This is a genomic window from Nonomuraea angiospora (genome assembly GCF_014873145.1).
Taxonomy (GTDB): domain Bacteria; phylum Actinomycetota; class Actinomycetes; order Streptosporangiales; family Streptosporangiaceae; genus Nonomuraea; species Nonomuraea angiospora.
In genome coordinates, this window is the sequence record NZ_JADBEK010000001.1 from 10,770,348 (window position 1) to 10,794,158 (window position 23,811).

A 23,811-nucleotide genomic window follows, 5' to 3' on the forward strand; every position below is an offset into this window, starting at 1 on the left:
TGATCGACGGCGGTAGGGGGCTCGATGGGTGAGGAGACGACGGCGCGGGAGTGGCGCGTGCTCGGCCGCCCGCGCGGCCGCCCGCCGCGCATCACCCGGCCCGACATCGCCGACGCCGCGCTGGCCGTCGGGTTCGACAACCTGACCCTGGCCACCGTGGCCGAGCGCCTGCGGGTCGCCCACTCGGCCCTCTACCGCCACGTGGCCGACCGCGAGGAGCTGGTCATCGTGGCCATCAACCGCGCGATCGGCAAGGCGGCCTGGCCGGAGCCGACCGGCGAGTGGCGCTCGGACCTGGAGGCGCAGGCCGGGGCGCTGTGGGCGCTGCTGGAGGCGCACCCCGGCCTGATCAAGGAGTTCCTCAAGCTCAGGCGCTTCCCCGACGAGGTGATGCACCGCTTCGGCGCGGCCGTTCAGCGCCTGATCGGCTACGGCTTCGCGGTGGAGGACGCGTTCCTCGCCGTCGACACCGTCTTCGACCTGGCGATCGACGTCTTCGGCAGGAGCCAGCAGCTCGACGCGCCCGCGGGCGGCTCCGCCGGCACGGCCAAGGTTCGCGACAGCTCGGCCGACGCCTGGGCCGAGGCGGTCGGCCCGGAGGTGGCGCCCGTCATGCGGCGGGCGCTGTCGGAGCCGGCCTCCGTGTGGTTCGGCCGCAAGCTCGGCCTCGTCCTGGACGGCATCGCGGCCGGCCTGGCCCCCTAGAGGTCACAACCAGCTGGCGCGGACACTCGCGGCCGAGGCGTCGTCCGGCGGGGTGGCGAGGGCGCCGGAGTGGACGCCGTCGAGCAGGCGGGCGACGGTCTCGACGATCTCCTGGGCGCGCTCGCGCAGGCCCGCCACGTCCGCCGCGCTCACCTCGCCGCGGTCCACGCCGACCTCGTCGAGCACGCCCTCCAGGTCGGTCAGCCGCGCGCTCAGCCACTTCAGCGGCTCGCCGGAGAGCTCCTTGTCGAACACCCGCCGCCCCGGCTCCCACCCGTCGATGCCGGGGTGATGGTGGGTACGGTCGAAGCTGCCGGGCGTGCCGTTGACCGACTCCAGCAGGTCCACCCGCCAGAGGGGGCGTTCGACGGTGATGGGCCGGGCCGAGTAGATCGACCCGTTCAGCTCGCCGGAATGCAGCTTCCGCAGCTCCAGGCGCACGCCCCGCTCGGCGCCCTCCTGTCCCTTGAGCGGGTCGGGGTCGACGAAGTAGATGTCGCTCACCGCCACGCCGATCCGGTCGAAGCCGAAGACGTAGAGCATGGGGAACCACTCCTTCACGAAAGCCGGGAGCCGGGGCCTTCATGGACGTACCCACTTGACGGCCGGGCGATCGCTCAGTGGAGGCGGTAGCCGATCTGCCCCGCCGGTTCGGCCGGGCCCCGGCTCAGCAGCAGCGTGCCGAGCCAGATGAGCGCCATGCCGACCGGCGTCAGGGCCGGTTCGAGCAGCCCCCCGATCAGCACCGCCACGCCCGTGGCCGTGACGGCCGCGCTCAGCACCGTGACCCGCCGCAGCGCCGCGAGCACGAACGCCATCGCCACCAGGGCGGCGAAGGCGGCCCCGTAGACGAACGGCTCCCACGCCGCCACGCGCGGGCTCTCGAACCTGTTGTAGAGGTCGACGGCGAGCCCGACGACGTTGGCGGCCGTGCTGAGCAGCGCCATCCCCGTGGCGACGTCCGCCGCCGCCCGCCACCCGCCCGTCACGGGCCCGGCCATGCGGCGCAGCGCCAGGAGCATGACGCCGAACATCAGGAACCCGGCCAGCAGGACCGCGTGCGCGGCCGCCCACCACGGCCCGCCCACGGCGTCGGCGCCCGGGAGGCGCGTGAGGAGACTGCCGGCGAGCAGCGCGGCGGGGGCCGCGGTGAAGGAGATCTGGGTGAGGCGGTTCATGAGGCCCACGATGCCCCCTCGGGTCAGGGGCGCTCATCGGTGATCGCCCCTGACTTTCCCCTGATCTCCCCGGTCAGGCGAAGTAGCGCAGCCAGACGTACGCCCAGGCCATCAGGGTGCTGATGATGGTCACGACGATGCCGTACCGGGTGAACTGCCAGAAGGTGATCTTGTGCCCGGACCGCGCGGCGATGCCGAGGGCCACCACGTTGGCGCTGGCCGCCACCGCCGTGCCGTTGCCGCCGAAGTCCGCGCCCAGCGCGAACGCCCACCACAACGCCTGGCCGGTGCTCGGGTCGGGGATCTGGGCTACCACGCCCTCCACGATCGGGGCGGTCGTGGCGACGTACGGGATGTTGTCGAAGAACGCGCCCAGCACGCCCGAGCCGAACAGCAGCGCCGTCGCGGCGACGAAGTAGTCGTCGCCCAGCGCGCCCAGGGCCCACGTGCCGATCGCCGCGATGACACCCGTGTGGACCAGGCCCGCGACCATGATGAACAGGCCCATGAAGAACACCAGCGTGGACCACTCGACCTCGCGCAGCACCTCGTTGACGTCCGTGCGCGCGACCATCAGCATCACCCCGGCCCCCACGAGGGCCACGATCGACGGGTCGACGTGAGCCACCGCGTGCAGCGCGAACCCGGCGATCACCAGGCCCAGCACCACCAGGCAGCGGGTCAGCAGCCGCGGGTCGGTGATGGCCCGCCGCTCGTCCAGCGCCATCACCGCCGCGGCGTGCCCGGCGTCGTAGTGGAACGACCCGCGGAACATCACCCGGGTGAGCAGCACGAACACGGCGAAGACGACCACCACGATCGGCGCCATGTGGACGAGGAAGTCGTTGAACGTCAGCCCCGCCCGGCTGCCGATGATGATGTTGGGCGGGTCACCGATGAGGGTCGCGGCGCCGCCGATGTTGGAGGCCAGCACCTCCGCGATGAGGTACGGCTGGGCGGGGATGCGCAGCCGGTCGCACACCATGATGGTGACCGGCGCGACCAGCATGATCGTGGTGACGTTGTCGAGGAAGGGCGAGGCCACGGCGGTGATCGCCATCAGCATGACCATCAGCCGGTACGGCCTGCCCTGCGACCGCTTGGCGGCCCAGATGGCGAGGTAGTCGAAGACCCCCGTCTGCTTGATGATCCCCACGATGATCATCATGCCGAAGAGCAGGAAGATGACGTTCCAGTCGATGCCTTCGTGCTCGGAGAAGAACACCTCCGCGCCGGGGACGAGACCCAGGACGGCCATCAGCCCGGCGGCGATGAGCACCACCTTGACCTTGTCGGCCTTCTCGGTGGCGATGAAGAAGAACGCGACCAGGAAGATCGCGAGGGCTACGTATGCGCTCATCCGTCAAGCCCCGGCGGCCCGGACCGGGCGGCGGGGCATGACGGTACAAGGTGGGATTGGCGGCACACGGCTATCGACCTCCGGAGTCGGAACAGGTTCGGGCTTGGTGAGCCGCCGCTCCAGGACGATCGTCTCGTGCGCGCGCCGCATCGAGGTCATCCTTCGCGGGCGGCGGCTCCGCTCCAGTCTCGTGGTCCGGGCGGGCCCGGCACCATCGGGTCCAGCACCCATCTGGGGAGGGACGGAGCATGTAGGGGCGTCGCGCAGGATGGGGGTCAGGCCGGATCGACAACGGTACCGGGAGACAAAGAGGCTGGTGAGATGAACGAGGGGGCGAAGAGGACGACCAGGAGCCCGGCGCAGGCGCTGTTCCGGCGGCTGTTCATGATCAACGGGCTGGTGTTCGCGGTGGCCACGGCCGTCCTCGCGGTCTCACCGGCCACCGTGTCCGCGCCCGTCGTGCTGGCCGAGGTGCCGGTGCTGATCGTGGGCCTGGCGCTGATGCTGGCCGCCAACGCGCTGCTCCTGCGCCGCAGCCTGGCCCCGCTGGACGCGCTGACCACGCTCATGCAGCGCGTGGACCTGCTGCGGACCGGTGAGCGGCTGCCCGACGGCGGCAACAGCGACCTCACCCACGTGATCGCCACGTTCAACGCGATGCTCGACCGCCTGGAGGCCGAGCGCAGCGCCAGCAGCGGCCACGCCCTGGCCGCCCAGGAGGGCGAGCGGCGGCGCATCGCCCGCGAGCTGCACGACGAGATCGGCCAGAGCCTGACCGTGGTGCTCCTCGGCCTGAAGCGGGTGGTCGACCGCGCGCCCGGCGACCTGCGCGAGGAGCTGCACGGCGTGCAGGAGACCGTGCGCGCCAGCCTCGACGAGGTGCGGCAGGTCGCCCGCCGGCTGCGCCCCGGCGTGCTGGAGGACCTCGGCCTGCACGCCGCCCTGAGCGCCCTGTGCAGCGACGTCTCGCAGATGAGCGGCGTCCAGGTGACCCGCGCCGTCCAGCACGACCTGCCAGAGCTGGGCGAGGACGTCGAGCTCGTGCTGTACCGGATCGCCCAGGAGAGCCTCACGAACATCGCCAGGCACGCCCGCGCCACGCGTGCCGAGCTGTCGCTGGCCACGCACGACGGGCGGCTGACCCTGCGCGTCACCGACGACGGGCAGGGCGGCGCGCGCCAGGACGGGGCCGGGATCCGGGGCATGCGCGAGCGCGCCCTGCTGATCGGCGCCCGCCTGACCGTCGACTCCCCGCCGGGGGAGGGCACCCGCGTCCACCTGACCATCCCGAACGATCGGAGCCCAACGCGGTGAGCACTGCCAAGACCAGGATCCTGCTGGCCGACGACCACGCGCTGGTCCGCCGGGGACTGAAGATGATCCTCGACGCGGAGCCCGACCTGGAGGTCGTCGCCGAGGCCGCCGACGGCGCGGAGGCCGTCACGGCCGCGTCGGAGGACGCGGTGGACCTGGCCATCCTGGACATCGCGATGCCGCGGATGACCGGGCTCCAGGCGGCCCGCGAGATCTCCCGCCGCGCGCCCGGCATCCGCATCCTGATCCTGTCCATGTACGACAACGAGCAGTACTTCTTCGAGGCCCTCAAGGTCGGCGCCTCGGGATACGTGCTCAAGTCGGTCGCCGACCAGGACCTGCTGGAGGCGTGCCGGGCCACGATGCGAGGCGAGCCGTTCCTGTATCCCGGGGCGGTCACCGCGCTCATCCGCGACTACCTGCAGCGCTCGCGCGAGGGCGAGCGCATGCCCGAGAGCATCCTGACGCCCCGGGAGGAGGAGATCGTCAAGCTGATCGCGGAGGGCAACTCGGCCAAGGAGATCGCGGAGACGCTCGTCATCAGCGTGAAGACCGTGGACCGGCACCGGGCCAACATCCTGCAGAAGCTCGGCATGCGCGACCGCCTCGACCTGACCCGCTACGCCATCCGCGCGGGCCTCGTCGAGCCCTGACGTTACAGGTCAGCGGGCCAACTCAGTCCATAGCGAGCGCCGTCTGCCATGATGACGCGCCGGGAATTGAGGAAGAGACGTCGATCCGCCTGGCGTAGCCTGTCCAGCCCCATCCTTGTGAGTACATTCGCGACCGCCAACTCGTCCCAGGGAACATCCGTAGCGGCGATTTCGAGCTCCATCAGGATGACGGCGACGCGTAGCCGGGCATAGGGCGACGGATCGACCTTGACGAGATCATGGACGAGGCTTTTCTGCCGGGTGTCGCGCGCGATGAGGTCCGATACGCAATCGGCGATCGCATCGGCGTTCCGCTCACCCTTGATCAGTGGAATCAGCCGGCGGATCAGTGTGGCAGTAACTTCCGGCTCGATTTCTGGTATGTCCCGTGCGAGCAGGCGCAGGATGCTCCCGACGCAGTCGATGGCCGACTCATGGCCGTCCGGCATCGACAACTGCCGGAGCAGGTCTCGATATCCTGTGGCGACATCCGTGCGGCCATAGAGCAGGTTCTCCAGACAGTCGGCCAAGGGTTCCTTCCGCATGACGATCCCCCGCTCGGGGATGCCGACGTTCTCACCCCTGTCACCGGCCAAGCCCAAGGATTCGTCCAGGAGAAACCGTTTCTCCATCCGCTCTATCTCGTGCTTTGCCGCCACATCATGCGCCCCAGTCGAATTGAGGGAGTCTGGGTCCGAGGAGAGCGACAACTCGCCGATCGACACCCGGACATCGTCCTCAGCGGCCTCGGAAGTCCTGCTCACACGGAAGAGCTGAAGATGGTTGAGCCATTCCTCCTTCAGCGCCGCGTGCTTCACAAGGTGTGCATGACGCTGCCACTCGTCGATCGGGTCGGTGCCGATCCCGAGTAACTCCCTGACGCTCACATACTCCGCGGTGGTCGCGCTCATGACGATCAGATTGGCCTCGTAGTATGCACTTCGCTTCGTCGTCATGAGCCGATTGGGCAGGTACTCGGCAAAACGATGATCGGTTCGATTGTCGCGTTGCTGGAACAGTCGCGTGACGAGTTTGTCGTAGGCGCCGGTGGTGCCAGCCATCTCCTTGAGGAAGCCGAGCACAGCCCGTCGACTGGACAGCAACGCGAACGAGGAGAGCGCGTAGAGCGGACCGTCCTGCGGCCGGTCGTCGCCGAACGGTCTCGCGGAGGCGGCGGCCTCGGCGCGCAACTGCTCGAGCACGTTGAAAAACAGGAAGGCGACGAGATATTCGGCGAAGGTGGCGTGCAGGAACTCGTACGTCGCGACCGGCTGCCCGTTCTGGACGGCCTTTGCCTCATGGATGAAGAAGAATCGTGCGATGATCTTCTCTGCCGGGCTGAGTGAGGCGCGGAAATCCGTGCTCGGCGACCTTCCGTCCTTCGGGAACCACACTTGCAGATCTTGATCGATCTCGTCTCGCGAGACCCATTGCCGGCGTCGGTTCATCATGGCGATGGCGACGATCGCCAGCCTCCTGAGCTCATAATCAACGGCCTCCTCCATTGCCTCGGCGGCCAGGTTGGAGTCTTTTTTGGCGATCTCCCTTTCCACGAAACGGGTCAGCACCCGGCGATAGAGCTCAGTCCGTGCGATGCACCCGGAGTCGAGCTGTAGCCCATTGGCATCGGCATCGTAGAGCGCGAGCATGAGCAGCAGTAAGGGCTCGGATGCCAGCTCTCTCTGAGACACCACATGCTCTGGGAGAAGCGGACGTAGCGCCCGACCTCGGAAATAGTTCTCGTTGACCGAATTCCAGGTCTCTATCCATGTGCTGATCTGTTCCGGATCGAAGGGTTCGAGCTGGACGGCGAGGAGGCCGTCGGGCAACCTGCACCAATTGGCGACGGCCGCGCGGGTGGTGACCACGGCTGCGACCGCACGGCCCTGGTCGCGTTCGCGTCGCTGGAAATCGGCCACCTTCTCGAGGAAGTCGCTCCTGTGCACCCCTGTGGCCTGGACTGCCTCGTCGAGCCCGTCGAAGAGCAGCACGGGCAGTATTCCTGAGTGTGCGGCGGAGCGTGCGAGGTTCGCCCAGTGGACGTTCTCGTGTGTCAACTGAGATACCGCGGCCTCGATCTGCATGTGCGGCTCGGCATCGGCCGGCACACTGCGCATCGAAATACAAATCGGCAGGAACTGGTTCGCCGGGAGCCGGGCAGCCAGAATCTGCATGAGCACCGACTTGCCTGAGCCGGGCTGGCCGAGAACGATCAGCGGAGCCGTTACGGCTCGCGGCGAGGTGAGGAATCCCGCGAGGAATTGTGGCAGGTTCTTCCGGACCTTGACGTTCTCCCACCACACTCTGGAACTGATGTCGGCCGGGGTCCCGGATTCGGTGACCTGGCGGATCCGGCGGGAGACGGCATGTCCGCCGCCGGGCTCGCAGACACGAAACCTCGGGTCCACGTACGCGGCCGAGAGCTTGGGTATTCGCAGATCTTCCGGCAGATCCCTCGCGGCATTGACCGGCCGGTCGAGTGCCGCCCTGTTCGCGTTGGTGATGCTCAGCAGTTGGTGGGCGGGAGCGATCCCGGATACGAGATCCGAGAGCCTGTGCTCCAGTTCGGCCAGACCCGTGCGGATGACGTCCCGAGTTGCCTGATGGTGTCCAATATCGGCCCAAATGGAAAATTCTCGACAATCGAGACTCAACTGTCGATACAGCTCTTGATAGCGAGCGCAGGCATAATCGGGAAGCTCGCCTATCAGGCGGAGCGGCACGTGACGCTGCGCTGTCTCGTCCAGATCCTCCCAGATTTTCAGGCCGCGAAGGAAGGTTGTGAGACTGGCGGCCACCGCGACGTAATGCCGCCGTATGATGTGGAGGTTCTCTTCGTAGGACCGGTGCATCTCGGGCACCAAGACCTCAGCGTTCAGGATGTTGTCTCTGACCTTGTCCTTGCTCTTGGACCGGTTGCCGATTTCCACGATCTCTCTCCTGCTCAGGTCGAGTTGCTTCGCGGTGAACGGCAGGTCTACCTGGTCGATAGCCTCCAGAAACGCGGCGAGCACGATGATCGCGTGGGCTGCTTCCAGTCGTTGTGTGCGTGTGTATCGACCAAGGCCGCTGAGTTTGCCGCGCAGGTTGCTGACGAGTTCGTGGCACAGGCGTACGGCTTCTGCTTTGGCGTCTATCAGGCCGAGAGCAACGCTGAAGCCTGCGGCGGCGGCACCAAGGAGAGCCCCACCGACGATCTTGTCCAAGGCCTTGATCGTCGCGCTCTCTCCACCGAGTATGCGGAGCGCGTCCGCGTACGTGATCGATTTCGACACAAGCTGATTATTGTGTGTCTTGGAGATGTTCGGTGGGTAATGCTGTGATCGACGCCCTAGCTTGAGGCGATAAATTAATGGGCTTTTGTCCATATAGGTCACGAAATGGGATCTCGTGGTGGACAAGTGGGCCGCCTCGCCCGGCTTGGACCACTCCTCGCGCTGTGGGAGCGAGTAGTGGCCCTGTGCCCGGGGATCAGAGCATGCGCTGGATGACCTGCGGCGTGGCCGGCACGTCGTCGTTCTCGATGGAGTGCCGCTCCTCGGCGGTGATCAGGCCGAGGCCGTGCAGGATGGCGGCCGCCCTGCGCCAGAGCCGGCGGGCCTCGTCGCACTCGCCGCTCTCGCTCAGCGCGTGCCCGAGCCCCCAGAGGCTCTCCGCCTCGACGTAGTCGCCGCCGTGGCCCGCGGCCCGGTAGCGGGCCAGCGCCTCGCGGTGGTGCGCGACCGCCCGGGCGGGGTCGCCGGCCAGCCGGTACGCCTCCGCGAGGTTGGCCAGGGCGGTCACCGCGTCGAGCGCCGCGCCCGTCTCCTCCAGGATCGCGACCGATCGCACGCCGGCCTCGACGGCCTCGGCGAACCGCCCGGCCCGCTGGTAGACCAGCCCGAGATGGGTGAGGATGGCGCCCTGCCCGTAGCGGTCGTCCATGAGCGCGATGGCCTGCCGATGATGGTCGGCGGCCTCGTCGAAGCGGCCCGCCCCGCGGTAGGCGATGCCGAGGTGGTCGAGCAGGGCGGCCGCGCGGCGCTTGTTCCCCAGCCGCCGGTGGATGGCCAGCGAACGGTTCATGTGGGCGATGCCGACGATCTGGTTGCCCACGCACACGTGCGCCCAGCCGAGGTCGCCCAGGACCACGGCCTCGTCGAACGGCTCCGCGGTGTGCTCGGCGGCCCGCAACGCGGCTTCGCTGAGAGCCAGCAGCCCGCGCCAGCGGCCCGTGGAATAGAGCGGGACCGCGAACGTCACCGCCAGCGCGACCCCGAGCCCGGCCGCGGGCGTGCCGCGCGTCTGGCCGACGGCCGCGAGCAGGTTGTCCTCCTCGGCGTCGACCCAGGCCCGCAGGTCCTCGTTCGTCTCCAGCGCCAGCCCGGGACGCGTGAGGGAGCTCGGGCCGACCTCGTTGCGCCACGTGTAGGCCGGCTTCAGCATCTCGATCGCCGTGCGCGCGGTGGCCAGGTGGTGGTGCAGCGCGCGCTCCACGGCCAGCCGCCTGGCCGGCTCGCTCTCCTCCTCCGCCGCCCGCTCGCGGGCGAACAGCCGCAGCAGGTCGTGCAGGTCGTAGCGGTCGGGGGCGCGTTCCTGCACGAGCCGCGCGTCCACCAGCAGGTCGAGCAGGCGCTGGGCGCGTTCCTCGGGCAGGCCGGCCAGCGCGGCGGCCGTGGGCAGGCCGAGATCGGGGCCGTCCAGCAGGCCGAGCAGCCGGAACATCCGCGCCGCCGCGATCCCGTCGGCGTCGGACTTCAGCTCCTGGTAGCCGGCCTGGAAGCTGGCGCGCAGCCCCCGGTCGTCGGCCCGCAGCTCGTCGAGGCGGCGGTGGGCGGAGGCCAGCCGCCCGGCCAGCGCCGACACCTGCCACGACGGGCGGGCCCGCAGCCGGGCCGCGGCCAGGCAGAGCGCCAGCGGCAGGCCGCCGCACAGCCGGACCACCTCGGCCGCGGCGGCGGGCTCGGCGGCGATCCGCCCGTCGCCGACGATGCCGCCCAGCAGGGCCAGGGCGTCGCCGTTGGGCAGCACGTCCAGCGACACCTGCGTGGCGCCGTCGAACGAGGCGAGCATCCGGCGGCTGGTGACCAGCACGGCGCACGTCGGACTGCCGGGGAGCAGGGGCCGCACCTGCGCGGCGTCCCTGGCGTTGTCGAGGATGACGAGCATCCTCCTGCCGACGGTCAGCGACCGGAACCGGCCCGCGGCCTCCTCCAGGTCCGTGGGCACCGCCGACCCGGCCACGCCCAGCGAGCGCAGGAACCGCCCGAGCGCCTCGACCGGATCGACGGGGACGACCTGCGGCGAGGCGCCGTGCAGGTCCACGTAGAGCTGGCCGTCGGGGTAGCGGCCGGCCAGCGCGTGGGCGACGTGGATGGCCAGGGAGGACTTGCCGACGCCGCCGATGCCGCTGATCTGGCAGATCCGCACCGCGCCCGGCCCGTCGCCGGCCAGCGCCGCGCTCACCCGCGCCACCTCCTCGGCCCGCCCGGTGAACGACGCCGGCGCGGCGGGCAGCTCCGCCGGCACCGCGGCCGGGGGCGGGCCGGCGGACACCGGCGCCGCCGGCGGCTCGGCGTCCGGCTCCTCGCGCAGGATGCGCTGGTGCAGCTCCTGCAGCTCGCCGCCCGGCTCGACGCCCAGCCCGTCGACGAGCCGCCGCCTGGCGTCGCGGTACACCTCCAGGGCGGCGGCCCTGCGCCCGTCCTGGTGCAGCGCCGCCATCATCAGGTACGCCAGCCGCTCCCGCAGCGGATGCTCGCCGATCAGCACCGGCAGCTCGGCCAGCGGCTCCCGGCACAGCCCGAGACGCAGGTCGGCCGCGATGCGCTCCTCGACGGCCGCGAGCCGCTCCTCCTCCAGCGGCCCGCCGAACGTCTCACGCAACCACTCGCCGGCGACCCCGGCCAGCGGCGGCCCGCTCCACAGCTCCAGCGCCCGCCGCAGCAGCGGGCCCGCCTCGTCCTGGCCGCCCGCCCGCGCCCGCTCGACCAGGTGGCGCGAGAGGTAGAGGTCGACCCGCAGCGGATCGAGGTCGAGCCGGTAGCCGGGCGAGGAGGTGACCAGCTCGACGCCGGGGATCCCGGCCAGGACCCGGCGCAGCCGCGACACGTACCCCTGGATGGCGTTGCGGGCCGACGGCGGCGGCTCCTGGTCCCACACGGCCTCCACCAGCCGGTCGAGTGGCACCGTGCGGCCCGGGTGGAGCAGCAGCATGGCCAGCACCGAGCGCTGCTGCGCGGTCGAAGGCCCCAGTGACCTGCCGCCCGACCAGATCCCCACCGGCCCCAGCAGCCGGAACTCCGCACCGTCCAACGGCCGCCCCTCTCAGTGATCGGCTTCCACCCTATCCAGCCGACGATCATCGCGGGCGCAACCGTCTCATCCTCCGGAGTCCACGCGGCGGCCGTTGATCCACACCTCGCGCAGCACGAGCCCCGTCACCTCGCGTACGACGTCGTCCTCGGCCATCTCCTCGAACACGCTGTCGGTCACCCGCACGCCCTTGATCGGGTTGCCCGGGTTGCCGATCAGGTTGAACGCCCTGGGCGCCCGCCCCGCCCGCAGGCGGCGCACGTCGATGGCGCCCACGTCGGGGAAGTACGGGCCGGTGTCCTTGTTCTCGTAGTTCAGGGCCACCTCGATCACCGCATCGGCGGCCTGGCCCACCGTGATGTCTCTGAAGTAGACGTCCCTGACGTAGCCGCCGCGGTCGGGGTTGGTCTTGATCCGGATCGCGCGCTCCAGGCGGGGGCTGCTCATCGTGCAGTTCCAGGCGTAGACCCAGCGCACGCCGCCGGTGGTCTCGCTGCCGATCGTCACGCCGCCGTTGCCGTCGCGCATCACGCAGGAGTCCACGAGCACGTTCGCGGAGGGCGCGTTCACCCGGCGGCCGTCGGCGTTCTTGCCCGCCTTGATCGCCACGCAGTCGTCGCCCGTGTTGAACTCGCACCGCTCGATGAGCACGTCCACGCACGACTCGGGGTCGCAGCCGTCGTTGTTGGGGCCGTTCGGGCTGTCCACGGTGACCTCGCGGATCGTCACGTTGGCGCACAGGACCGGGTGGATGTTCCACATGGGGGAGTCCTTGACCGTCACGCCCTCGATCAGGACGTTGCGGCAGCGGTAGAGCTGGATGAGGTTGGGGCGCAGGTAGTGGCCCTCGCCGAACACCCGCTCGGCCACCGGCACGCCCTGCTCGGCCATGGCGGCCAGCAGGTTCTTGTCGGGCCGCTCGGACGGCGGCGGGTCGCCCGACCAGTCCCACCAGTGCGTGGCGTCGGCCTGGCCGTCGATCGTGCCGCTGCCGGTGATCGCGACGTTCTCCCGCTCGTAGGCGTAGACGAACGGGGAGTAGTTCATCAGCTCGACGCCCTCGTAGCGGGTGTGGACGACCGGCAGGTAGTCGGCCGGGTTCCGGCTGAACCGGATCGTGGCGCCCGCCTCCAGGTGCAGCTCGACGTTGTCGGCCAGGTGGATCGCGCCGGTGAGGTACGTCCCCGCGGGCACCAGCACGCGCCCGCCGCCGGCCGCCGCGCAGGCCGCGATCGCCTGCCGGAAGGCGTCGGTGCACATCGCGGTCCCGTCGCCGACCGCCCCGTGGCGCGTGACGGGGAAGGTGCGGCGGGGGAAGCGGGGTGGCCTGATCCGCCGCCGGATCCGCGGCACCCTGGCCCAGCCGTCCAGGTCGGGGGCCGCCTCCGCTCGCTCGGTGATCAGTTGGGGGGCCAGCACCGCGCCGGCCGCCGCGGCCAGGAAGCTCCTGCGGGACTTCATGGTGTGCTCCTATCCGTGCGCCAGGGAGATGCCGCGCCGCTCGACCAGCGTGTGCTCGCCGACCCGGTACGGCTCCACCCGCCGTACCGCCGTGTAGAAGTGGTGGGGCCGCCCGCCGTGGGTGACGAGCGCGGGCTTGTGCGCGTACGTGTCGTCGGCCGAGCCCGGCGGGCCCACGTCGATGAGGATCTCGCCGCTCTTGCGCCAGGTGCGCAGGTCGCGGGAGACCGCGAAGCTCTCCCTCGCGTGCCCGTCGAACGAGAGCCCGAAGTAGAACATCACCCACCAGTCGCCGTCGCGCAGCACGCACGGGTCGGAGGCGAAACGCTCGTCGAACTCGCCGGGACCACCGTGCGGGACGACCGGTCCGGGCTCGGGGCGCTCCCAGCGTTCGAGATCGGGGGAGACGGCGTAGCCGATCTGCTCGCGCCAGCCGTCGTAGGTGCGGTTCTTGGCGTTGTAGAAGCAGTAGTAGAGGCCGTCGTGGCGCAGCAGCCACGACTTGTACAGGCCGCCGCGCTCCCACGCGCCGCCGTCCTGCGGGCGCAGCACCGACCCGACGTCCACCCAGGTACGCAGGTCCTCGCTGGCCACGAACCCGATGACCGCCGCGCCCATCTCCATGCCCGCCTCGGGATAGGCGTGGTACGTGCCGACCGCCCGGCCGTCCAGCCAGGTCACCTGGCCGGGGGAGTCGAGGCGGTTGTCGCGCACGATGGACGTGAGCGCCGCGTTGTACCCCCGGTACGGGTGCGCGGGGTCGCGCGGCAGGATCACCTCGCCCGGCGTCCACGACACGAGGTCCGCCGAGCGGCTCAGCGCGGTCTGGTAGCCGGTCCCGTCGAAGCCGACGTACGTCATCAGGTATTCGCCGCCGTCGGAGCACACGAACGGGCAGTCCACGAACAGGCTGTCGAACCTGCCCGGCTCCCGCGACCCCTCGACCAGCAGCCTGCCGGCCTTGTGCGGCGTCCTGACGCGGGCGGCGTCGTACGTGCCGATCACCGCCCAGCCCCGAACATCCACCGCCCGGCCGGCACCTCATAGGCGTGGGCCCCGAGTTTGGCCGCCGCGTCCGGCACGGCGTGCCGGGCGAGCCCGAGGTCGGGCAGCCGCACCTCGGCCGACGAGCCCGGCGGGACCGTCACGTCGAGCGTGAACTCCCCGTCCGCGCGGGTCCAGGACACCTCGACCCCGCCGTACGGGGTCACGGTGCTGGCCCGCACCGACTCCAGGTCGCCGGGGGCGGCGGGCTCGATCAGCAACCTGCGGAAGCCGTTCGAGCCGGGGGCCTGGCCGATGCCGCCGAGGCCGCGGTAGAACCAGGCGTCGACGGCGCCCAGCATGTAGTGGTTCTGCGACAGGCCCCTCGTGGGCCCGTCCCACGCCTCGGTGAGCGCGGTGGCGCCGTGCCGTACCTGGTAGCCGTAGCTGGGGTGGCTCGTCGAGGTGGCGAACGCCCACAGGGCGTCGTGCCGTCCCGCCCGGCCGAGCACCCTGAACAGGGCGGGCAGCGCGATCTCGCCGACCGTGATGCCGCCGCCCGCCACCGCCTCCGAGATCCGGTCCAGCACCCGCTCGTCGGTGACGACGCCCATGTCGAGCGCCAGGATCTCCGACGCCTGGCTGCGGGAGCCCGCGAAGGCACGGGAGAACGCGGCGGTGATCTGCTCGGTCAGGGCCCGGTAGCGCCTGGCGTCGTCGTCGCGGCCCAGCACCCCGGCGGCACGCGCCATGGTGCCGGCGGCCCGCCAGAAGCCCCAGGTCGAGACCAGCGGGACGGGCGTCGAGTCGTCCAGGCCGATCCAGTCGCCCAGCCCGTGGCCGAGGATGCCGTCCTCGGCCTTGGACGTGAGGTAGTCCACGTAGCGGCGCATCGCGTCGTAGTGCGTCCGCATCGCCGACGGGTCGCCGTACCAGCGGTAGAGCTGCCACGGGATGCGGACGATCGCGCCGCCCCAGTTGGGGTCGTCCCTGAACGGGGCGTCGAACACCAGGAACTCCGGCGCGATGTCCGGCACCAGCCCGTCCCCGGTCTGCGCCTCGGCGATCGTGACCAGCAGCTCGCGGTAGTAGGCGGCCACGTCGTAGTTGTAGGCGACGACGTCGAACAGCAGGTGGGTCTGCTCCAGCCAGCCCAGCTTCTCCCGGTGCGGGCAGTCGGTGAGGACGCTGTACATGTTGCCCCGCACCGCGCGGTCGATGATCGTGTGGATGTCGTTGACCAGGGCGTCGGAGGTCTCGAACGCGCCGGTGGGGGTGTTGTCGGCGCGCAGCACGAGCGCGGTCACGGCCTCCGGGCCGACGTGTTCTGGCAGGCCCTGGACCTCGACGTAGCGGAAGCCGTCGTAGCGGAAACTCGGGTGCCAGGTCTGCGGGCCGTCCTTGGTGACGTACGTGTTGAAGATCGGCGCGCCGGTGGTGGGCTTCGACTGGATGACGCGGCCGTAGTCGTCGAGCTGGTCGCCGGGCACGAGCCGCAGGTGGCGGCCGGCCGGGAGGTCCAGGCTCAGCTCGGCCCAGCCCGCGACGACCGTGCCGACGTCGAAGACCGGCGTGCCGTCGGCGGCGGCGAGCCGGGCGGTGGCGGGCAGCCGTTCGGTGACCCTGATGGGCGGGCAGGCGCGCGACCTGAGCACGTCCTTCGTGCCGGGGACGACGGTGGCGGGGAGCCAGCCGGAGGCGGTGCGGCGGGCGTCGTGGTCCTCGCCGCCGTACCAGTGGGAGCGCACGGTCGGGCCCTCGGCGGCCCGCCAGTCGGGGCCCGTGACGAACCGGCCGAACGAGCCGTCGGCGTATTCCAGTTCGAGCTGCGCGATGGCCCGAGGGGCGGCCTTGGAGCCGAAGAACTTCATGTACCGGTCCTGGTGCGGGAAGACGTGCGCGATCCCCGGGCCCAGCTCGACGCCGAGCGCGTTGCGGCCCTCGCGCAGCAGCCCGGTCACGTCGTGGGTGGCGTACACGACGCGCCTGGCGAAGTCCGTGTACGGCGGCTCCAGCACGGCGTCGGTCACCGGCGCGCCGTTCACGGTGGCGACGTAGACGCCGAGGCCCGCGACGTGCAGCCGGGCGCGGGTGACCGGCTGGGCCAGGACGAACTCGCCCTTCAGCAGCGGCAGCGGCCTGCCCTCGCCCGCGCGCGGGTTGCCCTCGTCGTGCCAGTCGGGGTGGGTGATCCACGAGGCCGTCCAGTCGTCCGGGCTCAGCAGGCCCAGCTCGAAGCGGGCGGGCGGGCTCCAGCCGGACCACCGGCCGCCGGCGTCGCGGACGCGCACCCGCCAGCTCGCCGCCGTGCGGGAGGTCAGGGGCCGCCCGTCGTACACCACGCGCTGGTCGGCCGACTCGACCTCGCCGGTGTCCCACAATCCGGGCTCGACCTGTACGTGGTAGCCGGTCTGCGCCGAGGTGCCGGTCAGCTGCCAGCTGAGTGTCGGGCGGGTGATCTCGATGCCGAGGGGGTCGGTCAGGTCGCACGTTCGCAGGTTCGTCACCATGGCTTGGACTCCCTAGGTGATCTTGAGCATGTACGCGGCTTTCGTGGGTGGCGTCGGGGGCAGGTCGGCGTAGAGGGCCTCCTCGGCCAGCCGCCAGGCGACGGGGCCGTGGCCCAGGAGCTCGACCCGGGCGGGGCGGCTTTCGAGGAGCCCTTCGCCCGTGCCCAGGCTCGCGATGGTGGCGGTGCCGTCCTGCGGCCAGGCGAGGAGCGTGGCGTACACCGTGTCGCCGCGCCGGGTGAAGCGGATGTCGCCCGGCCGGTAGGCGCGCTCGGCCTCGTTGTAGCCCTCGTAGCCCTTCGTCTCGCCCAGGCCCGTGGCGCCCTCGGCGGCGCGCTTCCACGGCGTCGTGCCGTACACGCCCTCGCCGCAGATCCGCAGCCACTCGCCCACCTCGCCCAGCAGGGCGCGGGCGCGCGCGTCCACGGTGCCGTCGGCGCGCTGCGGGACGTTGAGCAGCAGGGTGCCGTTCTTGCTGACCACGTCGATCAGCGTGTGCACGACCTGCTGCGACGTCTTGCGCGGGTGGAACATCGGGTCGTCGTCCGAGCAGTCGAACCACTCGCCGTCGCTGGTGTCGAACTGCCAGGGGTGGGGCTGCGCCGCGTCGAGCTGGCGGCGTTCGCAGTCGAGGACGACGGCGGTGCGGTCGGCGTCGGGGACGTCCTTGACGGTCACCAGGCCGCCGGTCGGGCAGGTGTTGTAGTAGTGGGCGAGCAGGTCGAGACCGCGCGTGCTGACCGGGTCCGACTCGACCACGCTGCCCGCGTCGAACGGCAGGCGGCCGTCGTCGAGATAGACCAGGTCGGGGCGGTAGCGGTCGATCGCCTCGCGCACGCGGGCGTAGAAGCGGTCCGCCACGTGGGGCGGGGGCTTGGCGCCCGGGGCGTGCCTGGCCGGGTAGAGCTCGGCCGGGTCCAGGCCCTCCCACCAGGTGCCGGCGCCGTCGCCCCTGGTCAGCCCGCCGTCGTGCGGCTCGCCGGTGGCCGGGTCGGCGCCGTGCGCGACGTCGAGCCAGCGCCAGGTCCAGTTGTTGTGGAAGCTGAGCCCGAACGGCAGCCCGGCCGCGCGGGCCGCCCGCTCCCAGGCGCCGACGATGTCGCGGCGCGGTCCGACGCGGGTGGCGTTCCAGGCGTGCTGCCCGGAGTCCCACAGGTCGAAGTTGTCGCAGTGGGCGGCCAGGGCGACGAAGTAGCGGGCGCCGCTGGAGACGTACAGGTCGATCAGCTCGCCGGGGTCGAAGCGCTCGGCGCGCCAGCGGGGGAAGAGGTCCTTCGCGCCGCCCGCGCCGAAGTGGGCGCGGTGGTGGGCGTGCTGGCGGTCGGCGCGGCGGCGTTCCCAGGGCTCGGAGGCGGGTTGCATGCCGTAGAGGTGGCGGGCGTACCAGTCGCCCGAGCTCGCCACGGACTGCGGGCCCCAGTGTGACCAGATGCCGAACTTGGCCTCCCCGAACCACTCGGGGATGCGGTGACCGCGTAACGAATCCCAATCCGGCAGAAACCCTCTCAATGGGCACACCTATCTTATTGAAACGATTTACGGATGATATATTTATTCAATCGCTGATGTCAATGCATACTGCGGCTGGTCTTCTGAGAACCTGGCGTCTAGGGTTAAAACGTTTTGTCTCGGAGGGACGTGCGGATGGTTGATTTCCACGAGGACCCCGGGCCGGGCTCCGGGCGGCGGGCGGCACGCGCGGACTTCCTCTCCGACGCGCCGCGCCTGTCGCTCAACGGCGGGTGGCGCTTCCGGCTCTCCGGCACGGCCGAGGGCACGGGCCCCTCGCTGCCCGACCCGGCGCTCGACGACAGCGGCTGGGAGACGATCCGGGTGCCGTCGCACTGGGTGCTGGAGGGGCACGACCGCCCGCTCTACACCAACACCGCCTACCCGTTCCCCATCGACCCGCCGCACCTGCCCGACGCCAACCCCACGGGCGACTACCGCCTCCGCTTCGACCTGCCCGAAGACTGGCCCGGCGACTGGCCCGGCGACAGGGCCGTGCTGCGCTTCCAGGGGGTGGACTCCTGCGGCACGGTGTGGCTGAACGGCTCGCTGCTCGGCCACTCGAAGGGGAGCAGGCTGCCGTTCGAGTTCGAGGTCACCGGGCTCGTCCGGCCGCGCGGCAACCTGCTCGCCGTACGCGTGCACCGCTGGTCGTCGGGCAGCTACCTCGAGGACCAGGACATGTGGTGGCTGCCGGGCATCTTCCGCGACGTGGAGCTGCTGGCCCGCCCCTCCGGCGGCATCGACGACTTCACCGTCCGCGCCTTCTACGACGCCTCCGACGGCTCCGGCACCCTCCTCGTCACCGCCGACGCCCCCGGCCTGGTCGAGCTCCCCGAGCTGGGCCTCACGGTCGCCACCGGGGAGGAGGTCACCGTCCCCGCCGTCGAGCCGTGGAGCGCGGAGCGCCCGCGCCTCTACCGCGGCACCCTTACCGCGGCCGGGGAGACGATCGACCTCCCGATCGGGTTCAGGACCGTCGAAATCGCCGGCGGGCGGCTGCTCGTCAACGGGGCGCCGGTCCTCTTCCGCGGCGTCAACCGGCACGAACACCACCCGGAACGCGGCCGCGCCCTCGACCGAGACACCATGATCCGCGACATCGTGCTGATGAAGCGCCACAACGTCAACGCCGTGCGCACCGCCCACTACCCGCCACACCCGGAGTTCCTGCGGCTGTGCGACGAGTACGGGCTGTGGGTGGTGGACGAGTGCGACATCGAGACCCACGGGTTCATCTACGCCGGCTGGGAGGGCAACCCGCCGGCCGAGCCGATGTGGCGCGACGCCCTGCTCGACCGGGCCCGGCGCATGGTCGAACGCGACAAGAACCACCCCAGCGTCGTCATCTGGTCGCTCGGCAACGAGAGCGGGAGCGGGCCGGCGTTCGGCGACATCGAGCGGTGGATCCGGGCCCGCGACCCCGGCCGGCCGCTGCACTACGAGCGCGACCCGAGCTACCGGCACTCCGACTTCCACAGCCTCATGTACCCGTCGCTGGACGACCTGGAGCGCATCGGGCGGCGCGAGGAGGACCCGCCGGACGGGGTGGCGCCGGGGTCGGCCGACGACGTGCGCCGTCGCGGGCTGCCGTTCCTGCTGTGCGAGTACGCCCACGCCATGGGGAACGGGCCCGGCTCGCTGGCCGACTACCAGGCGGTCCTGGAGTCGTACGAGCGGTTCTGCGGCGGGTTCGTGTGGGAGTGGATCGACCACGGGCTGACCGGGCACGACGCGCAGGGCCGCCCGTACTTCCGGCACGGCGGGGACATCGAATACCAGCCGAACGGGGGGCGGTACTGCCTGGACGGGCTGCTGTTCCCGGACCGCACGCCGTCCCCGGGGCTGGCGGAGCTGCGCAAGGCGATCGAGCCGGTCGGGATCGCGGTGGACGTGGCGGCGGGGGAGGTGGTGGTCGCCAACAAGCACGACCTGATCGACCTCGGGCACCTGGAGTTCCGGTGGTGGGTGGAGGTGGACGGCGTCCCCGCGTCGGAGGGTGAGGTGCTGCGGGTCCCGGAGTGCGGGCCACGGGAGATGGTGCGGGTGCCGTTGCCGGAGGTCGCGGTCGCAGGGGAGGGCGAGACGTGGATCACGGTCGAAGCCGCGCTCGCCACCGCGACCCGCTGGGCGCCGGCGGGGCACGTGGTCGCCTTCACCCAGTCCCGCCTCGGCACCGCCCCGCACCGCCGCCCGCCGAATCCGCCCCGCCTCGTGGGCGGTGCGGTGAGCGGCGATGGGCTGCGGTTGGGCGGGGCGGTGTTCGAGCCCAGGAGCGGGCGGCTGATCCGGCTCCAGGAGGTCGAGCTGGACGGGCCGGTGCTGGACGTGTGGCGGGCCCCGACCGAGAACGACCGCGGCCAGGGCCCCAGGAACGCGCTCGCCGCCGACTGGGAGGCCGTGGGGCTCGACCGCTTCCTGCACCGGACCGGCGCCATCGAAAGGCCGGACGACCGCACGCTCGTCGTCCGCGGCCGGAGCGGCCCGGCCACCCGGACCCTCGGGTTCCGCACCACGTACACCTGGCAGTGGCGCGACGACGCGCTGCACCTGCGGATCGAGGCCGAGCCCGTCGGCGACTGGCACGACACCGCGTACGGCCACCTCGACGTGAGCCCGCCGCGCATGGGCGCCAGGTTCGCTCTGCCCGGCGGCTACACCGACGTCACGTGGTTCGGGCGGGGGCCGGGAGAGTCGTACGCGGACAGCCGGGAGGCCGCGCGGGTGGGCCGGTTCGCGCTGGCGATCGACGCCCTCCAGACCCCGTACGTGGTGCCGCAGGAGAACGGCAACCACGTCGAGACCCGCTGGCTGGAGCTGTCCGGCCCGGGGCTGCCGACCCTGCGCGTGGACGGCGAGCCGCACCTGGACTTCACCGCCCGCCGCTGGACCAGCGAGGCGCTGCAGGCCGCCGGCAGGCCGCACGACCTGCGCGACTCCGGGCGCGTCTGGCTGAACCTGGACCACGGGCAGCAGGGCCTCGGCAGCGCCTCCTGCGGCCCCGCCCTGCCCGAGCGGTACCGGCTGCCGGTCCGCCGCCACTCCTGGTCGATGACGTTGACCTCCTGAGAGGATGTTGTTCGCATGACGAAGTTCGACTTCTGCCCGTGGCTGTTCTGGGACCACGCGACCGAGGAGGACCGCCGCGCCCAGGAGAGCCACCTGGAGGAGTTGCGGGCCGCGTTCGACCTCAAGGCGGGCAAGGTGTTCGTCTCGCCGCTGGCGGCCGTGTACGCCGACCGCCTGCGCATGGGCGACCACTGCTACATCGCCGCCCACGCGTACGTCACCGACGACGTCGTCATGGGCGACGACTGCACGGTCAACCCGTACGCCGTGGTGCGCGGGAACATCGTGCTCGGCGACGCCGTGCGGATCGGCGCGCACACGTCGCTGCTCGGCTTCAACCACGGCACCGCGCCCGACCGCCCGGTCTTCCGCCAGGCGACCACGTCGAAGGGCATCCGGATCGGCGACGACGTGTGGATCGGCTCGAACGTGGTCGTGCTCGACGGGGTGACCATCGGCGACCACGCCGTCGTCGGCGCGGGCGCGGTCGTCACCAAGGACGTGCCCGCCTGGGCCATGGTCGCGGGCAACCCGGCCCGCCGCATCCGCGACCGCCGGAGCCCAGTGGCCGACCGGCCCTCGGCCACCGGCTCGGGGGACGACCTGGAAGGGCTGCTCGCCGGGTTCGCCGCCCGTGCCAGGGAGCAGGCGGCGGACGTGCTGGGGCGCTGCTGGACGGGGGAGCGGTACGTGGACCGCCCGGACGCCCCGCCGACCGTACGCGCCTGGTGCGACGCGGTGGAGATCGCCGACCTCCTCCTGGACGGCCCGCCCCCGACCCCGGCGCGGGAGGAGATCGTCGCGTTCCTGCGGGACCGCCAGGACCCGGCCACGGGCCTGGTGCCGGAGCTCGGCGCCTCCGGGTCACTGGAGCTGGACGGGGCCACCGCCTATCACGTGCTCTGCGTCGGCTACGCCCTCGACCTGCTCGGCACCCGGTTCCGGCACCCGGTCCACGCCGTCGCGAACGTCAACTCGCAGCAGTTGATCGCCTCGCTCGACGCCCTCGACTGGGAGCGCAACGCCTGGACGGCGGGCTCGTGGGTGGACGCGTTCGGCACCGGCCTGCACCGCAACCTCGCCGACTTCGGCGTGCGCGGCGAGAGCGAGACCCTGTTCGGGTGGCTGCTCACCCGCTGCGGCCAGGCCCACGGGATGTGGGGCGAGCCGGACCCGGACGCGGGCTGGCTGCAGGTGGTCAACGGGTTCTACCGGCTCACGCGGGGGACGTTCGCGCAGTTCGGGGTGCCGGTGCCGTACCCGGAGCGGGCCGTCGACACCGTGCTCGCCCAGGCCCGCGACCCGCGCTACTTCGGCCCGGACACCGGCAACGCCTGCAACGTGCTCGACGTCATCCACCCGCTGTGGCTGCTGGGCAGGCAGACCCGGCACCGCCGCGAGGAGGGCATGGCGTGGGCGAGGGAGCACCTCGTCCGCGCGGTCGGCGGCTGGCACGACGGTGCGGGCTTCAGCTTCGCCCTGACCCGGGGGAGCGGCGCGCCCCGGACGCCGGGGCTGCAGGGCACGGAGATGTGGCTGGCCATCATCTGGCTGCTCGCCGACTACCTCGGGATCTCCGACGCGCTCGGCTACCGCCCCCGGGGCATCCACCGCCCGGAACCGGCGGCCCGCCTGCCCTGGCCCGGCCGCTGACCGGCCGCGTCGAGCAGCACGCGCGGTTCGAGCGCGGCGGCCATCGCCCGGTGGCCCGCCGCGCTCGGGTGCAGGTGGTCGCCGCAGTCGTAGCGGGGCAGCAGGCGACGGGGGTCGGCGGGGTCGCGCAGCGCCGCGTCGAAGTCGGCCAGCCCGTCGAACACGCCGCCGTCCCGTACGAACGCGTTCACCGCCTCCCGAGCCCGCTCTCCAGCGGGCGTGTGGTACTCCGCGCCCGCGAAGGGCGGGAGCGTGCCGCCGATCACGCGCACCCCGGCGGCGTGCGCCCGCTCGACCATGCGCCGGTAGGCGGCGACGAGCGGCTCCGCCCGCGCGCCCGCCCCGAGGTCGTTGACGCCCGCCAGCAGGATCACGGCGCCGATGCCCGGTTTGGCCAGCACCTCGGCCGCCAGCCGCTCCTCGGCGTGGCGTCCCGTCCCGGCGGCCAGCACCCGGCCGCCGGACACGCCCTCGTTCACCACGGCGAGCGGCCACGACTCCAGCAGGGCCCGGTCGGCGAAGAGGTCCGGCCAGCCGTGACCCGTCTCGGAGCCGACCCCGGTGGTGATCGAGTCGCCGAGCACCGCCACCGCCGACACCGGCTCGGGCGCGATGACGATCAACGCGTCCAGCCAGTGCCAGACCGCCACGCCCTCGACGTACGCGGCCCCGCCATCGTCGGCGGCGTGGTCGCCGGGGAGCGACCGGTAGGCCGCGTCGTCCGGCGGGGCCGTGGCCCGGTTGCGGCCGGTCAGGACGCCGCCGTCGCCCCGGAGGTGCAGGCTGACGGCCAGACGCTGCCGGGGCGCCACCCGGCCGGGCAGCGGGTCCCCGAGCGCGGTCGCGCCCGGGGCCAGCGTCACCTCCGGCCGCCCGCCGAACGTCACCGTCCAGTTCGATCCCGGCACCAGCGCCGGCCCGGAGGTCGGGACGCCCACGTAGACGCGCCCGAACGTCACCGGCCGGTCCCCGAGCGCGTTGGTCAGCCGTACCCGCAGGCCGGTCCCGCCCGCGCCGGTCCGCACCAGGTTCCGCACGGTGAGATCGCGCAGCCCGGCCCCCGCCCGCTCGGCGGCGGCCGCCCACGTGGTCACCGGACGGCCTCCCGTCATCGCTCTCAC

General features: G+C 71.8%; 15 protein-coding genes. 5 read left to right on the forward strand and 10 right to left on the reverse strand.

What is annotated here, in order from left to right; translation table 11 throughout:
- Nucleotides 1-24: 24 nt before the first annotated feature.
- A complete protein-coding gene (locus tag H4W80_RS49625) occupies nucleotides 25-705 on the forward strand; it encodes a TetR/AcrR family transcriptional regulator (protein WP_192791438.1) in 681 nt (226 codons plus the stop codon).
- Nucleotides 706-708: 3 nt separating this feature from the next.
- Here H4W80_RS49625 and H4W80_RS49630 read toward each other — a convergent pair whose 3' ends face one another.
- The 3 genes from H4W80_RS49630 to H4W80_RS49640 all read right to left on the reverse strand — a co-directional run bounded on the left by H4W80_RS49630 (nucleotide 709) and on the right by H4W80_RS49640 (nucleotide 3,243).
- Nucleotides 709-1,248 (reverse strand): hypothetical protein, encoded by a 540-nt coding sequence (locus H4W80_RS49630; RefSeq protein WP_192791439.1) that lies wholly within the window; start codon nucleotides 1,246-1,248, stop codon nucleotides 709-711.
- A gap of 74 nt (nucleotides 1,249-1,322) precedes the next feature.
- Nucleotides 1,323-1,883, reverse strand: coding sequence for a hypothetical protein (locus H4W80_RS49635; RefSeq protein ID WP_192791440.1), 561 nt, complete (start codon nucleotides 1,881-1,883; stop codon nucleotides 1,323-1,325).
- Between the two features lie 73 nt (nucleotides 1,884-1,956).
- On the reverse strand, nucleotides 1,957-3,243 hold the full coding sequence (locus H4W80_RS49640; RefSeq protein WP_192791441.1) for an ArsB/NhaD family transporter: 1,287 nt from the start codon (nucleotides 3,241-3,243) through the stop codon (nucleotides 1,957-1,959).
- Nucleotides 3,244-3,564: 321 nt separating this feature from the next.
- Between H4W80_RS49640 and H4W80_RS49645 the strand changes: the two genes are divergently transcribed.
- Nucleotides 3,565-4,557 carry a HAMP domain-containing sensor histidine kinase gene (locus tag H4W80_RS49645; RefSeq protein WP_192791442.1) on the forward strand — a complete coding sequence of 331 codons (993 nt, stop codon included), beginning with the start codon at nucleotides 3,565-3,567 and terminating at the stop codon, nucleotides 4,555-4,557.
- Nucleotides 4,554-5,210 carry a response regulator gene (locus tag H4W80_RS49650; RefSeq protein ID WP_192791443.1) on the forward strand — a complete coding sequence of 219 codons (657 nt, stop codon included), beginning with the start codon at nucleotides 4,554-4,556 and terminating at the stop codon, nucleotides 5,208-5,210. The genes H4W80_RS49645 and H4W80_RS49650 overlap by 4 nt, the downstream gene beginning before the upstream one ends.
- 2 nt (nucleotides 5,211-5,212) lie before the next feature.
- Here H4W80_RS49650 and H4W80_RS49655 read toward each other — a convergent pair whose 3' ends face one another.
- The 6 genes from H4W80_RS49655 to H4W80_RS49680 form a co-directional block, all read right to left on the reverse strand.
- Entirely contained in the window at nucleotides 5,213-8,485 is a 3,273-nt protein-coding gene (locus H4W80_RS49655) for an NACHT domain-containing protein (RefSeq protein ID WP_192791444.1), read from the reverse strand.
- Between the two features lie 196 nt (nucleotides 8,486-8,681).
- Nucleotides 8,682-11,504 carry an AfsR/SARP family transcriptional regulator gene (locus tag H4W80_RS49660; RefSeq protein ID WP_192791445.1) on the reverse strand — a complete coding sequence of 941 codons (2,823 nt, stop codon included), beginning with the start codon at nucleotides 11,502-11,504 and terminating at the stop codon, nucleotides 8,682-8,684.
- A 66-nt stretch (nucleotides 11,505-11,570) separates the two neighbouring features.
- Nucleotides 11,571-12,965 carry a glycoside hydrolase family 28 protein gene (locus H4W80_RS49665; RefSeq protein ID WP_192791446.1) on the reverse strand — a complete coding sequence of 465 codons (1,395 nt, stop codon included), beginning with the start codon at nucleotides 12,963-12,965 and terminating at the stop codon, nucleotides 11,571-11,573.
- Nucleotides 12,966-12,974: 9 nt separating this feature from the next.
- The gene (locus H4W80_RS49670; RefSeq protein ID WP_192791447.1) at nucleotides 12,975-13,991 is read right to left on the reverse strand and encodes a glycoside hydrolase family protein; all 1,017 of its coding nucleotides are present in this window, start codon (nucleotides 13,989-13,991) and stop codon (nucleotides 12,975-12,977) included.
- Complete coding sequence (locus H4W80_RS49675) at nucleotides 13,967-16,459, reverse strand: family 78 glycoside hydrolase catalytic domain (protein WP_192791448.1); 2,493 nt, start codon at nucleotides 16,457-16,459, stop codon at nucleotides 13,967-13,969. The genes H4W80_RS49670 and H4W80_RS49675 overlap by 25 nt, the downstream gene beginning before the upstream one ends.
- Nucleotides 16,460-16,471: 12 nt before the next feature.
- Nucleotides 16,472-17,968 (reverse strand): alpha-L-fucosidase, encoded by a 1,497-nt coding sequence (locus H4W80_RS49680; RefSeq protein WP_192791449.1) that lies wholly within the window; start codon nucleotides 17,966-17,968, stop codon nucleotides 16,472-16,474.
- A 135-nt stretch (nucleotides 17,969-18,103) separates the two neighbouring features.
- Between H4W80_RS49680 and H4W80_RS49685 the strand changes: the two genes are divergently transcribed.
- Complete coding sequence (locus H4W80_RS49685; protein ID WP_192791450.1) at nucleotides 18,104-21,037, forward strand: glycoside hydrolase family 2 TIM barrel-domain containing protein; 2,934 nt, start codon at nucleotides 18,104-18,106, stop codon at nucleotides 21,035-21,037.
- A 15-nt stretch (nucleotides 21,038-21,052) separates the two neighbouring features.
- On the forward strand, nucleotides 21,053-22,690 hold the full coding sequence (locus H4W80_RS64080; protein WP_192791451.1) for an acyltransferase: 1,638 nt from the start codon (nucleotides 21,053-21,055) through the stop codon (nucleotides 22,688-22,690).
- On the opposite strand, the gene H4W80_RS49695 is transcribed toward H4W80_RS64080, so the two are convergent.
- Nucleotides 22,627-23,802, reverse strand: coding sequence for a GDSL-type esterase/lipase family protein (locus H4W80_RS49695; RefSeq protein WP_192791452.1), 1,176 nt, complete (start codon nucleotides 23,800-23,802; stop codon nucleotides 22,627-22,629). The genes H4W80_RS64080 and H4W80_RS49695 overlap by 64 nt on opposite strands.
- Nucleotides 23,803-23,811 lie beyond the last annotated feature (9 nt).

Bases quoted from the DNA above. Each gene is read 5' to 3' on its own strand.
- H4W80_RS49675 (WP_192791448.1), bottom strand. From the start codon at position 16,459: ATGGTGACGAACCTGCGAACGTGCGACCTGACCGACCCCCTCGGCATC.
- H4W80_RS49640 (WP_192791441.1), bottom strand. From the start codon at position 3,243: ATGAGCGCATACGTAGCCCTCGCGATCTTCCTGGTCGCGTTCTTCTTC.
- H4W80_RS49635 (WP_192791440.1), bottom strand. From the start codon at position 1,883: ATGAACCGCCTCACCCAGATCTCCTTCACCGCGGCCCCCGCCGCGCTG.
- H4W80_RS49630 (WP_192791439.1), bottom strand. From the start codon at position 1,248: ATGCTCTACGTCTTCGGCTTCGACCGGATCGGCGTGGCGGTGAGCGAC.
- H4W80_RS49645 (WP_192791442.1), top strand. From the start codon at position 3,565: ATGAACGAGGGGGCGAAGAGGACGACCAGGAGCCCGGCGCAGGCGCTG.
- H4W80_RS49665 (WP_192791446.1), bottom strand. From the start codon at position 12,965: ATGAAGTCCCGCAGGAGCTTCCTGGCCGCGGCGGCCGGCGCGGTGCTG.
- H4W80_RS49695 (WP_192791452.1), bottom strand. From the start codon at position 23,802: ATGACGGGAGGCCGTCCGGTGACCACGTGGGCGGCCGCCGCCGAGCGG.
- H4W80_RS64080 (WP_192791451.1), top strand. From the start codon at position 21,053: ATGACGAAGTTCGACTTCTGCCCGTGGCTGTTCTGGGACCACGCGACC.
- H4W80_RS49625 (WP_192791438.1), top strand. From the start codon at position 25: ATGGGTGAGGAGACGACGGCGCGGGAGTGGCGCGTGCTCGGCCGCCCG.
- H4W80_RS49685 (WP_192791450.1), top strand. From the start codon at position 18,104: ATGGTTGATTTCCACGAGGACCCCGGGCCGGGCTCCGGGCGGCGGGCG.